The following is a 14139-nucleotide window of genomic DNA, read 5'->3' as shown; positions in this document are numbered from 1 at the left end:
GAGGCAGCGGCGAAGGTCAATGCGCCATCGAGCGGTCGAGCGCCTGCGAGAACGCGATGCTGTTGCCGTCCGGGTCCTTGATCATCACGACCTGGACCTTCGGGCTCGACATCGGCGTGCCGGCGTCGATGCCGGCCTTGCGAAGCTCAGCGATCTGCAATGCGAGGTCGGTCACTGCCAGCGTGACGGAGCCGTGCCCTGCACGCTCGCGCAATTGGTAGACCTGCAGCCAGCCGCCGCCTTCGAACTTCCATTCGGCGACTTCGGGCATCGGCCGCGAGTCGGCCGGCCGCCCGAACAGCTTCGCGTACCACGCGAGCGCGGACTGCAGATCGTTGACGGCCACGCTGGCAATCGCATTGTGGATGGACATGACGATCCTTTCGAGGCGCGGCTGGGTCGGCAAATGCTGCGCCGCCGTCGCCGCGGCGTCCCCCGGACAGTGCCGGGTTCGCACGTCGGCCCATGCCTACGGCGGCACCGGATGCTGCGGTAGGCTCCCGGGATGGATGAACTGCGAGCGTTGTCGACTTTCGTGCGCGTGGCCGAGCTCGGCAGCTTCAACAAGGCGGCGCAGGCGCAGGCCACGACGCCGCAGGCGGTCAGCAAGACGATCCGCCAGCTCGAGCAGCACCTGGGCGTGCGGCTGTTCCACCGCACGACGCGCAAGAGCTCGCTGACCGAGGAGGGCGAGCGCCTGCTGCATGCGGCGCGGCCCAACCTCGACGGGCTCGTCGATGCGCTGACGCGCGCCCGCAGCGCGGTGCGCAGCGACGAGGGGCTGGTGCGCATCAGTGCGGCCGGCGYGGTGGCGCGCCTGGTGCTGGTGCCGATGCTCGCGGCGTTCCAGGCGGAGCACCCGGCGATCCAGATCGACCTGTTGCTGGAGGACCGCTTCACCGACCTGGTCGGCGAGCGCATCGACGTCGGCTTTCGCGCCGGCAACCCGCCCGAGGCGCAGGTCATCGCGCGCCGGCTGTTCACGATCCAGCAGATCGCGTGCGCGTCGCCGGGCTACTTCGAACGGCATCCCGCGCCCGAGCGATTGCAGGACCTGCTGCAGCACCGCTGCACTGCGTACCGACAGCCCGGCACCGGCCGCCCGATGCCGTGGGAGTTCGAGGTCGACGGCAGCGCGGTCTACCAGCATGTGCCGGTGGTGCTGTGCAGCAGCGAGCCCGAGGCCGACTGCCTCGCGGTGCTCGCCGGCATCGGCCTCGGCCAGGTCGACAGCATCAATGCCGCGGCCGCGTTGCGCGACGGCCGGCTGGTGCCGGTGCTGACCAGCCACGTCAGCGAGCGCATGGGCCTCTACCTGTACTACGCGCAGCGGGCCGACATGCCGGGACGCGTGCGCCGCTTCATCGACTTCAGCACGGCCTGGCTGCGCGACAGCAGGCAGTTCTGCGTACCGCCGGCCGAGCTGCGTGCGCTGGCCAGAAAGGCTCGTGCGGCACGCCGATGATTGGCAACTTCGGGTTGTCAAAGTAACGGCCTTGTGAGACTACCCAGGTTGAGGCTCGATTCCTAAAGTTCGTCCAAGCGTCGCTGTTGCGCCGCAGAACCCAAGGACGAAACTCATGGCCACCTCTTCGAATCTCTTCGCTTCCCAACTTGCCGGCCGCGTCGCGGTCATCACCGGCGCCTCCAGCGGCATCGGCCGTGCATCGGCGCTGTTGCTGGCCTCGCGCGGTGCCAGGGTCGCGGTGCTGGCACGCCGCCAGGAAGCCCTCGACCAATTGGTGGCCGAGATCACCGCGGCCGGCGGCGAAGCCATCGCGGTGCCGGTCGACGTGACCGACCAGGCCTCGGTGGATGCGGCGGCAGCGCGGGTGGCGGCCGTTTACGGCCGTGCCGACCTGGTCTTCAACAACGCCGGCGTGATGCTTCCCGGCGCGATCGAGGAGGGCAAGCTCGCCGAGTGGGAGCAGCAGATCGACCTCAACGTGACCGGCGTGATGCGCGTGATCCATGCCTTCGTGCCGCAGCTGGTGCAGGCGGCGGCCGAGGGTGCGACGGTCGACCTGGTGAACACCTCGTCGATCGCCGGCCAGAACCTGTACCCGTACTTCGCCGTCTACACCGCGACCAAGGCCTATGTGAGCCACCTGACGCGCCACCTGCGCATCGAGCTCGGGCCGAAGAACATCCGCGTGTCGATGATCGAGCCGGGCATCGTCGCGACCGAGCTGCAGGGCCACGTGACCTTCCAGGGCGCGAAGGACTGGCTCGCGGGTGCCGCGCAGACGATGGAGTTCCTGCAGCCGGAGAACGTGGCCGAGAGCGTGGGCTTCATCGTCGCGCAGCCGAAGCACGTGAACCTGCAGCAGGTGGTGATCATGCCGACGAAGCAGACGAGCTGAGCCGGCCGGCCGGCCGGGGGGATCCCGGGAAAAGGCCCGAGAATGGGCACGATGAAAATCCCCGCCCGCCTGCAGACCCTGGTTGCCGAAGGTTTGATCGACAGCGTCGTTCGCCAGCTCAAGAGCGGCAAGGAAGCCGATGTCTACGTGGTGCGTTGCGGCGACGAGACCTGCGCCGCCAAGGTCTACAAGGAGGCGCACAAGCGCAGCTTCCGGCAGGCGGTGGATTACACCGAGAACCGCAAGGTGCGCAACAGCCGCCAGGCGCGCGCGATGGCCAAGGGCACGGCGTTCGGCCGCCAGCAGCAGGAGGCTGCGTGGCAGAGCGCCGAGGTCGATGCGTTGTACCGGCTGGCGGCGGCGGGCGTGCGCGTGCCGAAGCCGCACAACTTCCTCGACGGCGTGCTGTTGATGGACCTGGTGACCGACGAGCGGGGCGATGCCGCACCGCGCCTGAACGACCTGCCGTTCACCGAAGCGCAGGCCTTGCAGCACCATGCGACGCTGATCGGCGAGGTGGTGCGCATGCTGTGCGCCGGCGTGATCCACGGCGACCTGTCGGAGTTCAACATCCTGCTGGCCGGCGATGGCCCGGTGATCATCGACCTGCCGCAGGCGGTGGATGCGGCCGGCAACAACCACGCGTCGCGCATGCTGATGCGCGATGTCGACAACCTGCGCAACTTCTTCGGCCAGTTCGCGCCGAGCCTGCTGCCGACGCAATACGGCCCCGAGATCTGGTCGCTGTACGCCGGCGGCCTGCTCGCGCCGGGCATGCCATTGACCGGCCGCTACCAACAACGGGCCGGCGCGGTGGACCTGTCCGGCGTGTTGCGCGAGATCGAGGATGCGCGGCTTGAAGAGGCGGCGCGCCTGTTGAGGATGAGCACCCCATGACCGACGACTCCCGCCGCCACAGCCCTGCCGCCGAACGCAACCGCGCGGCGATCCTGGCCGAACTGCAGCGCTTGTTGCCGCCGCAGGGGGTGCTGCTGGAGATTGCCAGCGGCACCGGCCAGCATGCGGCGCATTGCAGCCCGGGGCTGCCGGGCTGGCAGTGGCAGCCGAGCGATTTCAATGCCGAGACGCTGCCGTCGATCCGCACCTGGTGCGCCGGGCTCGACAACGTGCGCGCGCCGCTGCAACTCGATGTGCTGGCGGCCGAGTGGCCCGGCGTGCCGGCGCAGGTCGATGCCGTCTTCTGCGCGAACATGATCCACGCCGCGCCCTGGGCCTGCTGCGGCGGGCTGATGCGGGTTGCGGCGCGGCATCTCGCACCGCAGGGCGTGCTGATCACGTACGGCCCCTACCTGGAAGACGGCGTGGAGACCGCGCCGGGCAACCTCGGCTTCGACGTCGACCTGCGCGTGCGCAACGCGGCCTGGGGTCTGAGGCGGCGAGAGGACGTTGAACAGGAGGCCGCGCAGTCCGGGCTGGCGCTGCGCGAGCGGGTGGCGATGCCTGCCAACAACCTGCTGCTGGTGTGGGCGCGCAGGCTGCACTGATCCGGCTCGCAGGTGCCTCGGTTGCGCATCCTCGCGAAATCAGCAATTCACCGATGGCCTCGATGGGGCGCAGCGACTACAACCCCGTCATGACGCATGCCAGGACGCTTCCGCTGCAGCGCAGGCCCCGCCCTGCGACATCCGACCGCGAGCTGGCGCCCGCGCGTGCCGGCGCCTTCGACCGCAGTCCGCGTCTGCTGGCCCAGCGCCGGGAGGTCGAGGCGATCCAGCAGTCTGCGTTGCTCACGGCCCAGCGGCAGGCACTGTCCGCCGTGTTCGGGCCTTCACGCGCCCCGCTGGCGGGTCCGTTCACTGCGCAGTTGAAACCCTTGAGCAAGAAGACGCTGAACGTCGTCGGCGAGGAGCATGACGAGACGAACCTGCCTGGACGCCCGGCCATCGAGAAGCAGATCGCCCGGAACGAGGCCGAGGGTGATTACTGGAACGAAAGCGCGTTCAAGGCGCGGGACAAGGTGTGGTGGGAGACGGCGGGGAACCGGATCGGTGCGATCGACGACAACCGGGCCGCGGCGGATCCGATGGTGTTGCGGGCCAACTATTCGAGCGTCGTCGCGTGCAGCGGGGCTGATCGCCTGCTGCGCTGGATCGAGGCCAAGGGCGACGGGCCGATCGACGAGGACGGGCCTGGCAAGGCCGAGCTGATGAAGGCGCTGACCGGCAATTGCAATCACGTGCTGGCCGGCCTGATGGCGCTGCAGAGATCCGGCGCGACCCGCCCGGAATCGGAGGACTGGGGCGACAGCACCGGCGGGGAGGCGACGGCCCTGAAACTCCTGACTGCCTTGGCGAACCGCAGCTTCGATCCCGTGCTGGCCCTGTGCCGGCGGGCGGCGAAGTGCACCGGGCTGGGCGAGCTGCGCGACCAGATCGCGGCGGACAGGGAACTGATCCAGGGGGTCAAGGACGTGATGGAACAGGAAGGCCCGAAGCTGCTGCAGACGGCTCGGGCGAAGTGGAAGGCCCCGCTCGAGCGCGAAGAAGGGCAGCGCGGCCCGCTGACCGGGACGGCCCCGGCGAGATTCCTGCGCTCGATGGCCATGGGCCGGGGCGCCGAGACCCGCAGCGAGACGCTGGGCGTCTGGAAGGTCGGCGATTCGCACGTGGCCGACATTGCGAACCAGGCACCGCCCGGCGCCTACACGATGCTGACCCGAAAGGAGTTCAACGACGAGTACGCCGAACGCTACAAGCTCCCGCTCAAGGGGGACTGAGGCCGGCGAGCGGCAACTGTCAGACCAGCCGCAAAGCCCGAGCACGGACCAACGCCTCGACGCGCGTCCCCACGTCCAGCTTCGCAAAGATGTTCTTCACGTGCCACTTCACGGTGGTCAACGAGATCTGCGCCCGCGCGCTGATCTGCTGGTTGCTCAGCCCCTGGGCCAGCAGCGCCAGCACCTCCAGCTCGCGCGCCGTCAGTGCATCCACCGCATGGGCGGCACGCGCCTCGCCGCGCCCGAGCGCTGCACCGAACACGCGCAGCACGTGCTCCGGCACCAGCCGGCGCATCTGCGGCATCGCGAGTGCCGCCACCAGCACCTGGTGGAAGCTCGGGTTGTCGTCGAACCAGCTGCGCGACGGCGCATGGCCGCGCGCGCGCAGCAGCGATTGGTGCAGGCACTGCAGCGCCTCGTCGCGCGCACCGGCCTCCCACAGGTTGCTGGCCAGTGCCGCTTCGATCGCATGCAGCCGCAGCACGTGGCCGGCTGTCTCGGCGCTGCTGCGCAGCACCTGCAGCACGGCGCGCGCCTCATCGCGCCGCTGCGCATGCGACAGCAGCGCGGCCTGCGCCATGCCGCGCCGCTCCCAGGCCTCGTCATAGGGCCGCACGGCCTGCCACTCGGCCGCATCGACGACGCCGAACTCCGCCGCCGCCTCGCGCGCCCGCTGCGGCTCGCCGAGCGCCAGCCACAGCCGCACCTTGTCGAAGCACACCTGCGCCGCGAAGCGCCGCTCGTGGCTGCCACCGAGCACGCCGTGCAGGTAGTCGAGCAGGCGCATCGCGGCCTCGGGCTCGCGTTCGGCCGCATGCACGCGGGCCTGGGTGCGCGCGGCCGCCACCAGCGTCTCGTAGGTGCCGCCGGCCTCCACCAGCGGCAGCAGCTCCTCGCACAGCGCACGCGCCTCGGGCAGCCGGTTGGTCTCGTAGCGCAGCACCGCGAGCGCGGTCGCCGCATTCGCCCACGCCGCATTGCGCGGGCCGTGGCGCGTGCCGGCCCACAGTGCCTCCACGCGGCGCGCGGCCGAGCCGAAATCGCCCTTCGCCCGCTCCACCATCGCCAGCACGCTGCTCGCATAGCCCTCGCCGTACGGGCTGATCGGCTGCAGGATCTCGCGCGCACGCATCGCGAGCCGCCACGCGGCGTCGAAGCGGTGCGCGCAGAACAGCGCATACGCGCGGTTGACCAGCTGCAAGCCGCGCAGCTGGGCGTCGCCATCGCTCTCGTCGGCCGCCGGCATCTCGACGCCCAGCGCCGCATGCTCGCCGAGCATCGCCTGCAGGATCTGCTGCAGCGTGCGCAGGTGGAAGCTGAACGGTGCGCCGTCGTGCGTCGCCGGGTCGGCGGCCAGGTGGCGCAGCATCGCGCGCGCTTCATCAAAACGGCGGCACAGCACCAGGCAGGTGGTGAAGGTCATGCCCAGCGCCGGCCGCGCCAGCCGCTGCGGCGCAGGCAGCCGTTCGCACCAGCGCACCACCTCGGCGATGTCGCCCGATTGCTGCCAGCGTGCGGCGGCACGTTCCATCAGCTCGGCGCACCACGCCGGCTCGCCGGACTGGAAGGCATGCGTCAGCGCCTCGGCGAAGCGCAACTGCGCCGCATACCAATGGCTGGCGCGTGCGTGCAGCGCGCGCTGGCGCGCCGGGTCGGCGGCGAGCCGGCTGCGCAGGAAACCGAGGAACAGCGGGTGGTAGCGGAAGGCGAGGCCATGGCTGTCCTGCGCGGTGACGAAGAGCTGGTGGCGCTCCAGCTTCTCGAGCACCGCCTGCGAGCCGTCGCGGCCGAGCAGCGCATCGCACAGTTCGGCGGTCATCGCGTCGACGATGCTGGTCGAGACCAGGAACTCCTGCAGCGCCGCCGCCTGCTCGCTCAGCACCTCTCGCTGCAGGTAGGCGGCGATGTCGACGTGGCCGCCGTCGAAGTCGCCGTGGTCACCGTGTTCGAGCAGCCCGAGCTTGACGCCCGCCGTCCAGCCCTGCGTGATCGCCAGCAACCGCTCGGCGCGTTCCCGGCTCAGCGGCTCGGGCATCAGCTTGCGGCCGAGTTGCGTGACCTGGCCGAGGTCGAATGCGAGGTCGCCGCCGTCGAGCACCTCCAGCTGGTCGCGCAACCGCCACGTCGGCAGGTTCAGGCCGGGCATGCAGCGACCCGACAGCACCCAGTGCACGCCGGGCGCRCACACTGCCAGCAGCGTGTCGAGGAATGCGAGGCAGGACGGGTCCTGCGCGTGCTGCACGTCGTCGATCACGATCAGCAGGTCGCCGCTGCGCTGTGCGAGCAGTGCCTGCAGGGTTGGCACCGCACCGTCGATGCCGGGTGGCGATGGTGGCTGCACGCCGACGGCCGCCACGCTGGCCAGCAGCCGCGTCGCCAGCGCCCGCGGGCTCGGCACCGGCCCGTCCAGCGTCAACCAGGCCACCGCGCGCCGCTGCCTTCGGTTGCGGAACCACTGCGTCAACAGCGTCGTCTTGCCGGAGCCGGCCGGCGCGGCCACCAGCACCAGGCGCAGCTTCGAGGCGGCATCGAGCCGCGCCATCAGGGCGGGTCGCGAGACGCTGGAGGGCGCCAGCAGCGGGGGCTCGATCGTCGTTTCTGACATCGCGGCGGCCGGGGGAGGTGAAGCCCTGGTTGGGGAGGCGCGGCAGTGTAGCGCCCCCTCCCTGCGGAGGGGGCGCGGCGGCGGGGCGCTCCGTACGATCGTGCGGCGAGCCACCGTCAAGGCAGCCCGCAACCCTACAAAGAATCAAGGAGACACACACATGCAAGCGCATCCCATGCCGGGCCGGGGCAGCCCCCGGTCTGCCCTGTCGTTGTTGTCGTCGTTGCGGTCACTGGCGGGCCTCGTGCTGGCCCTGTTGCTGTTCGGGCCGTTCGCGGCGCACGCGCAGGCGCCGTCCTTCATGCAGTTCGAGAGCGGCCCGGTGCGGCCGATGGCGATGTCGCCCGACCGCACACGCCTGTTCGTCGCCAACACGCCCAACAACACGCTGGACGTCTTCAGCATCGGCAGCGCCGGCCTGCAACTCGCCGCCCGCGTGCCGGTGGGGCTGGAACCGGTCTCGGTGGCGGTGCGCAGCAACACCGAGGTGTGGGTGGTGAACCACCTGTCCGACAGCGTCAGCATCGTCGACCTGGGCGGCACGCCGCGCGTGGTGCGCACGCTGCTGGTGGGCGACGAGCCGCGCGACATCGTGTTCGCCGGCAACCCGGAGCGCGCCTTCATCACCACCGCGCACCGCGGGCAGCAGCGCAGCGATCCGTCGCTCGCCGGCGTGCCCGGTGCCGGCGACCCGCAGCTCACGACGCCCGGCATCGGGCGCGCCGACGTGTGGGTGTTCAACCCCGCCAGCCTGGGCAGCACGTTCGGCGGCCTGCCGCTGCGCATCATGAGCTTCTTCAGCGACACGCCGCGCGCGCTCGCGGTCAGCCCCGACCGCAGCACCGTCTACGTCGCGGCCTTCAAGTCGGGCAACCAGACCACCACCGTGCTGGCGGGCATGATCTGCGGCGGCTTCAACCCGAACCTGCCGTGCCTGGGCCCGAACTTCAAGATCGTGCCCGGGGGCAACCCAGGCCCGAAGACCAACTTCGAAGGCAAGCAGGCGCCCGAGGTCGGCCTGATCGTCAAGTTCAACAAGGCCAACGGCCGCTGGGAAGACGAGCTGAAGCGCAACTGGAACAACGCGGTGCAGTTCAGCCTGCCCGACCGCGACGTGTTCGCCGTCGACGCCAACACGCTGGCGCCGAAGACCGCCTGGTCGGGCGTCGGCACGGTGCTGTTCAACATGGTCACCAACCCGGTCAGCGGCGCGGTCTACGTCTCGAACACCGAGGCGATCAACGAGGCCCGCTTCGAAGGCCCCGGCGCCTACGCCGGCCACACGGTGCAGGGCAAGCTCGCGCAGACGCGCATCACGGTGCTGTCGGGCGCGACGGTGTCGCCGCGCCACCTGAACAAGCACATCGACTATTCGAAACTGCCGGGCAACCCCGGCTACGACTGGACGATGAAGAACCATTCGCTGGCGATGCCGCTCGACATGGCGGTCACCGGCGACGGCCGCACGCTGTACGTGGCGGCGTTCAGCTCCAGCCGCATCGGCGTGTTCGACACCGCCGAGCTGGAGAGCGACAGCTTCAACCCGCGCACCGCGAGCGCGCGCTACATCGAGCTGGCCGGCGGCGGCCCGAGCGGGCTGGTGCTCGACGAGGCGCGCGGCCGGCTGTACGTCACCACGCGCTTCGACAACGCGGTGAAGGTGATCGACCTCGCCTCGCGCACCACGCTGTCGTCGGTGGCGATGAAGAACCCCGAGCCGGCCGCAGTGCGCAACGGGCGGCCGTTCCTGTACGACGCGCGCCGCTTCTCGGCCAACGGCGAGGCCTCGTGCGCGAGCTGCCACACCTTCGGCGATGCCGACGACCTGGCCTGGGACCTCGGCAACCCCGATGACCGCGTCACCAACAACCCGATCACGAAGAACCTGTCGTCGCCGCTGGAGATCGCGCTGGGCAAGCTGCTGTTCGGCGTGAAGTCGCCGGTCAACGGCAGCGACAACGCCAACGAGTTCCACCCGATGAAGGGACCGATGACGACGCAGACGCTGCGCGGCATGCGCAACGCCGGCGCGATGCACTGGCGCGGCGACCGGGCCACCGGCATCTTCGGCAGCAGCGGCACCGACAGCACGCTGTCGTTCAAGAACTTCGCGGTGGCCTTCGAGGGGCTGCTGGGCGGCACCGCGCCGCTGAGCGAGGCCGAGATGCAGCAGTTCGCCGACTTCCAGATCCCGGTGATGCTGCCGCCGAATCCGATCCGCAAGCTCGACAACACGCTGACCGCCTCGCAGCAGCGCGGGCGCAGTTTCTACAGCGGCACGCGGCCGTCGGACGGCATCGACCTGGGCGCACTCGGCGGCCTGACGATGAACCAGACGGCCTTCACCTGCGAGGGCTGCCACCGGCTCGACCCGGCCAGCGGCTTCTTCGGCACCGGCGGGCGGGCGAGCTTCGAGGGCATCACGCAGATCGTGAAGATCCCGCACCTGCGCAACATGTACCAGAAGGTCGGCATGTTCGGCTCGCCGCGGGTGGAGTTCTTCGGCGCGCCCGACACCGGCTTCCTCGGCGAGCAGGTGCGCGGCTTCGGCTTCGTGAACGACGGCTCGGTGGACACGCTGTTCCGCTTCTTCACGGCCAAGGTGTTCAACCCGCAGCTCACGGTGGGCTTCCCGATCCTCGACCCGGACGCGACGCGGCGCGACGTGGTCGATTTCATGATGGCCTTCGACAGCGACCTCGCGCCGATCGTCGGCCAGCAGGTCACGTTGAACAGCGGCAACGCGTCGGCGGTGGCGGGCCGCATCAACCTGCTGCTGCAGCGCGCGGCGACGCCGTTCACCTCGAAGGAACTGGGCGGCGCGACCACCGAGTGCAGCCTGGTGGTGCGCATCGTCGAGGGGGGCGTGTCGCGCGGGCTGCTCTACAACCCGACGGCGCAGGCCTTCGTCGCGTCCGACGGCAGCCAGCGCAGCGACGCCGCGGTGCGGGCACTCGCGACCGTGCCGGGGCAGGAGGCGACCTACACCTGCGCGCCCCCGGGGTCGGGGGCACGCATCGCGTACGACTCCTGAGCGAGGACTTCAGGCTGCGCTGCGGCGCAGCTTGACGGCCGGGGAAATCGACCGGTTCAGCCAGCGGGTGGGACACTCGCCGTCTCACCGGCTGGAACAGGATCCCCATGTCTGAACGAGCAGCTCCCTTCGTGCGCGGCGTGGCCGTGATGGCCTGGCTGTGCAGCCTGGCGCTGCCGATGGCGTCGCAGGCGGCAGAAGAGCCGGCGATCGACTGCGGCGTCGGCGCATACCGGCTCGACGATGGCGGCATCGTCGACGTGGGCACGTCGCGGGGCACCTCGCTGCGTTGGCGCAGGCCCGATGGAACGACGGGCGCCTTCGAGACCCAGGGCCCGGCGGTCGGCGTCAGTTCGCCGGGCTGGACGCAGCGGCCCGATGGCCGACAGGTGCGCATCGACTGCGCGCAGGCCGGGATCGATTTCGGTGGCGTCCACGGCCGCCGGCTCGCGCTGCCGACGATCGACGTGCGGTTCACCAGTGACGGCACGACGCTCGCGGGCCGCCTCGTGATGCCTGCCGGTGACGGACCGGTGCCGGTCGTCGTGCTGCTGCAGGGCTCGGAGCACGACTCGGCGATGCGCTTCGACTCGCTGCAACGGCGCTTTCCGGCCGCAGGTGTCGGCGCCTTCGTGTACGACAAGCGCGGCACCGGGGCATCCGGCGGGCGCTACACGCAGGATTTCGAGCAGCTCGCGCGCGATGCGGTCGCGGCGCTGCAGGAAGCCCGGCGGCTGGCCGGCCGGCGCGTGGCGAGGATCGGATTCCACGGCCCGAGCCAGGGGGGTTGGGTCGCGCCGCTCGCGGCGAGGATCGCGCCGGTCGATTTCCTCATCGTCGGCTACGGGCTGGCGGTGTCGGTGCTGGACGAGGATCGCGAAGCGGTCGCGATGAACATCGCGGCAGCCGGCCACGGCCCGCAGGCGTTGGCCGGTGCGATGGACCTGGTGGATGCCTGCGGTGCGCTGGCGCTGAACCCGGTGCCGGCGGTGTTCGACCGTTTCGCGCGGGTGCGGCAGCGCTACGAAGGCGAGCCGTGGTTCAAGGACGTGCGCGGCGACTTCTGCTACCTGCTGCTGGGGCTGAAGACGAAGGAGGAGCTTGCAGCGTTCGCGCAGCACCTGAACGCCGGCACGCCGTGGCTGTTCGACCCGATGGCGACGATCGCTGCCGTGACGGTGCCGCAGTTGTGGGTCCTTGCGCAGGACGACCTCGAAGCGCCGAGTGCAGAGACGGCGCGCCGCCTGGCCGTGCTGCGGCTGGCCGGGCGGCCGATCGCGACGGCGGTGTTTCCGAAGACGGAGCACGGCATCTACGAGTACGAGACGGCGGCCGACGGCAGCCGCACCTCGACGCGCCAGCCGGAGGGCTACCTGCAGCTGATGGTCGACTTCGCGTTCGGGCCGGTACTGAAGCCGGCGTATGGCACGGCGGTGCCGGCGCGGCCGGATCGCTAGACTGCCGGCCATGACTGCCACGCTTCGCGCCCTTCGCTCCGACATCACGACCCTCGCCGTCGACGCGATCGTCAACGCTGCCAACTCGTCGCTGCTGGGTGGTGGCGGCGTGGATGGCGCGATCCATCGCGCGGCCGGACCGGACCTCCTCCATGAATGCCGACTGCTGGCCGGCTGCAAGACGGGCGATGCGAAGCTGACGAAGGGCTACCGGTTGAAGGCGAAGTACATCGTCCACACCGTCGGGCCGGTCTGGCGGGGTGGCGAGCAMGGCGAGGCGGACCTGCTGGCATCCTGCTACCGGAGGTCGCTCGAAGTCGCCGGCGCGAAGGGCGTCAGGTCGCTGGCGTTCCCGAGCATCAGCACCGGCATCTACGGGTATCCGATCGACCTGGCGGCACAGGTCGCGGTCCGCACGGTGCGCGGCCATCCCGCACAGTTTCCCGAGTTGGAGGAGGTGGTGTTCTGCTGCTTCTCGGCCAGTGATCTGGCGGTCTACGAGCGGGCCATCGATGACCGGGCGAGCTGAATCTGAGCCGGTGTCATCCATCGAATTCTGGGGCAACCTGCTGCGCGATCGCTCGGAGGCGGATGTGATCGCGTTCGTTCGCCGACAGCCTGAACTGGTGAACGTGCCGGATGCCGTGTCGTCCGAGTACGCGTTGGAGCAAGCCGTTTTCCACGAGAAGTGCGAACTGGTTCAGGTGCTGCTGGACCTGGGCGCCGATCCGGATCAATTGAACGACCAGGGAAACCTGGCGCTGCATACCGCCATCCAGCTGTTCGAGCATTCGCCGGAGGTCGCCTTGCAACTGGTCGAGGTGCTGCTGGCGCGTGGGGCCGATCTCGAAGCCCGCGGGTTCCCGGATTTCACCGCGCTGCATCGGGCCTGTGCCGTGAATGCCATTCCGATCGCGATGACGCTGATCGACCGCGGTGCCTGCCTGACGGCCGCAGCAGAAGCGTGGGTGGACGGCGGGCGCACGCCGCTCGATGTGGCCTTGACCCATCGGCATCGGGAGCTTGCGGCGCTGCTGCGAAACCGGGGCGCAACGAGCGTCGATGATCTTCCGACGGCCTGATCCATCCGGTCTCGCTCCGCTCGTTGAAGCGCCGCAACGATCAAGTCCATGGAATTTCCGTTGCACGGGCACAGGAAATTGTGGAGCATCTGTTTCATCAGGCCTGAGAGGGCGTTTGAGAGCTCAAGAAGGAGTGCACATGGGAACCTGGTCTGTTGACCCTTTCGGGAATGACGATGCTGCGGATTGGGCCTACGGGCTTGAAGAAGCCGACGACCTCGGCCCCATCGAAGAAGCGATCGACGCGGTGCTTTCGGTCGGCGACGACTACCTGGAAGCGCCGGAGGCGTCCGTTGCAATCGCGGCCATTGAGGTCCTGGCCAGGCTGGGAGGCAATTCCGGCGAGAGGACCTCGTACACGGAAATTGCCGACAAATGGGTGGCCGACCATCCACTCAAACCGTCGGTGGAACTGGTGGACAAGGCGCAAGCCGCAATCGCTCGCATCCTTGCCGAGAATTCCGAGTTGGTGGAACTCTGGCAAGAAAGTGATGAATACGACGCCTGGCAGGCTTCTGTCGATGATCTGCGGGTGCGAGTCGGTGCCTGATGATTCATGGCTGTCTGACGGATCATCCGGGCCAGCCCGGCCGAGCGAAGTTTTCCGGCTTCGAGCCTGTCAGTAATTTTGTGTGCGAGGCATAGCATGACGACCAGGAGCATGTATGCCAAGCAAGACGAAGACGAAGAACGAGGCGATCGCTGCGAGGACGGCGGCGCTGCCGAAGATCCCGAAGGAACTGCTGGATCAATTCACTCAAGGGCCGATGACGGCCGAGGCGATAGCGGAAGCGTCGATGGCGTTCAAGAAGGCGCTGATCGAGCGGGCGCTGGGTGGCGAGCTGAGCCATCACCTGGGCT

12 protein-coding genes and 1 pseudogene are annotated in these 14139 nt (G+C 69.5%); 11 read left to right on the top strand and 2 right to left on the bottom strand.

Going from position 1 to position 14139, the window contains the following annotated elements:
* Positions 1 to 16: 16 nt before the first annotated feature.
* The gene (locus tag AC1DXV_RS11845; RefSeq protein WP_477867172.1) at positions 17 to 373 is read right to left on the bottom strand and encodes a VOC family protein; all 357 of its coding nucleotides are present in this window, start codon (positions 371 to 373) and stop codon (positions 17 to 19) included.
* A gap of 132 nt (positions 374 to 505) precedes the next feature.
* On the opposite strand from AC1DXV_RS11845, the gene AC1DXV_RS11840 reads away from it, so the two are divergent.
* From AC1DXV_RS11840 to AC1DXV_RS11820, 5 genes are all read left to right on the top strand, one after another.
* The gene (locus tag AC1DXV_RS11840; protein WP_477933696.1) at positions 506 to 1465 is read left to right on the top strand and encodes a LysR family transcriptional regulator; all 960 of its coding nucleotides are present in this window, start codon (positions 506 to 508) and stop codon (positions 1463 to 1465) included.
* A gap of 115 nt (positions 1466 to 1580) precedes the next feature.
* Entirely contained in the window at positions 1581 to 2363 is a 783-nt protein-coding gene (locus tag AC1DXV_RS11835) for an SDR family oxidoreductase (protein ID WP_477933694.1), read from the top strand.
* Between the two features lie 51 nt (positions 2364 to 2414).
* Complete coding sequence (locus AC1DXV_RS11830) at positions 2415 to 3260, top strand: PA4780 family RIO1-like protein kinase (protein WP_477867178.1); 846 nt, start codon at positions 2415 to 2417, stop codon at positions 3258 to 3260.
* Positions 3257 to 3868 (top strand): DUF938 domain-containing protein, encoded by a 612-nt coding sequence (locus AC1DXV_RS11825; protein WP_477933692.1) that lies wholly within the window; start codon positions 3257 to 3259, stop codon positions 3866 to 3868. The genes AC1DXV_RS11830 and AC1DXV_RS11825 overlap by 4 nt, the downstream gene beginning before the upstream one ends.
* Positions 3847 to 5100 (top strand): hypothetical protein, encoded by a 1254-nt coding sequence (locus tag AC1DXV_RS11820; RefSeq protein ID WP_477865798.1) that lies wholly within the window; start codon positions 3847 to 3849, stop codon positions 5098 to 5100. Before AC1DXV_RS11825 ends, AC1DXV_RS11820 begins: the two co-directional genes overlap by 22 nt.
* Positions 5101 to 5119: 19 nt before the next feature.
* Here the strand turns inward: AC1DXV_RS11820 and AC1DXV_RS11815 are convergent, their stop codons facing one another.
* Positions 5120 to 7705 (bottom strand): winged helix-turn-helix domain-containing protein, encoded by a 2586-nt coding sequence (locus tag AC1DXV_RS11815; RefSeq protein WP_477865799.1) that lies wholly within the window; start codon positions 7703 to 7705, stop codon positions 5120 to 5122.
* Between the two features lie 160 nt (positions 7706 to 7865).
* On the opposite strand from AC1DXV_RS11815, the gene AC1DXV_RS11810 reads away from it, so the two are divergent.
* From AC1DXV_RS11810 to AC1DXV_RS11785, 6 genes and pseudogenes are all read left to right on the top strand, one after another.
* The gene (locus tag AC1DXV_RS11810) at positions 7866 to 10739 is read left to right on the top strand and encodes a YncE family protein (protein WP_477865800.1); all 2874 of its coding nucleotides are present in this window, start codon (positions 7866 to 7868) and stop codon (positions 10737 to 10739) included.
* A gap of 107 nt (positions 10740 to 10846) precedes the next feature.
* A complete protein-coding gene (locus AC1DXV_RS11805; RefSeq protein ID WP_477865801.1) occupies positions 10847 to 12196 on the top strand; it encodes an alpha/beta hydrolase family protein in 1350 nt (449 codons plus the stop codon).
* 10 nt (positions 12197 to 12206) lie between these two features.
* A complete protein-coding gene (locus tag AC1DXV_RS11800; protein WP_477933690.1) occupies positions 12207 to 12725 on the top strand; it encodes an O-acetyl-ADP-ribose deacetylase in 519 nt (172 codons plus the stop codon).
* A 10-nt stretch (positions 12726 to 12735) separates the two neighbouring features.
* A complete protein-coding gene (locus tag AC1DXV_RS11795; RefSeq protein WP_477865803.1) occupies positions 12736 to 13278 on the top strand; it encodes an ankyrin repeat domain-containing protein in 543 nt (180 codons plus the stop codon).
* 139 nt (positions 13279 to 13417) lie between these two features.
* A complete protein-coding gene (locus tag AC1DXV_RS11790) occupies positions 13418 to 13828 on the top strand; it encodes a DUF4259 domain-containing protein (protein ID WP_477865804.1) in 411 nt (136 codons plus the stop codon).
* 115 nt (positions 13829 to 13943) lie between these two features.
* Positions 13944 to 14139: pseudogene (locus tag AC1DXV_RS11785) on the top strand (IS256 family transposase); the annotation flags it as partial.

This window comes from Rhizobacter sp. P3_C12 (genome assembly GCF_056402735.1).
This window is presented reverse-complemented; position numbering and strand designations above follow the sequence as displayed.